General features: G+C 67.8%; 1 pseudogene. It reads right to left on the bottom strand.

From position 1 onward, the window contains the following. Window positions 1–236: pseudogene (locus tag SB751_RS35270) on the bottom strand (MFS transporter); the annotation flags it as partial.

Genomic DNA, 236 nt, shown 5'->3' with positions numbered 1-236 from the left:
CCAGCGTGTGCCAGCGGCGTTCGCGCAGGCGGTCGGAGCTGCGCGCGAACCACAGCATGAAGACCGCCGCCGCCACGTAGGGGATCGCCGAGTACAGGCCGATCTGCATGGTGTCCTGCACCCCGGCCAGCTTCAGCAGCGTCGGCAGCCAGAAGCTGACGGCATAGATGCCGCAGATCAGGCAGAAGTAGGTCAGCGCCATGCCGTAGATGGCCGGATCGCGCAGCACCTGGGCG

Source organism: Cupriavidus sp. SIMBA_020, from assembly GCF_046535395.1.
GTDB classification, from domain to species: Bacteria; Pseudomonadota; Gammaproteobacteria; order Burkholderiales; family Burkholderiaceae; genus Cupriavidus; species Cupriavidus campinensis.
This window is presented reverse-complemented; position numbering and strand designations above follow the sequence as displayed.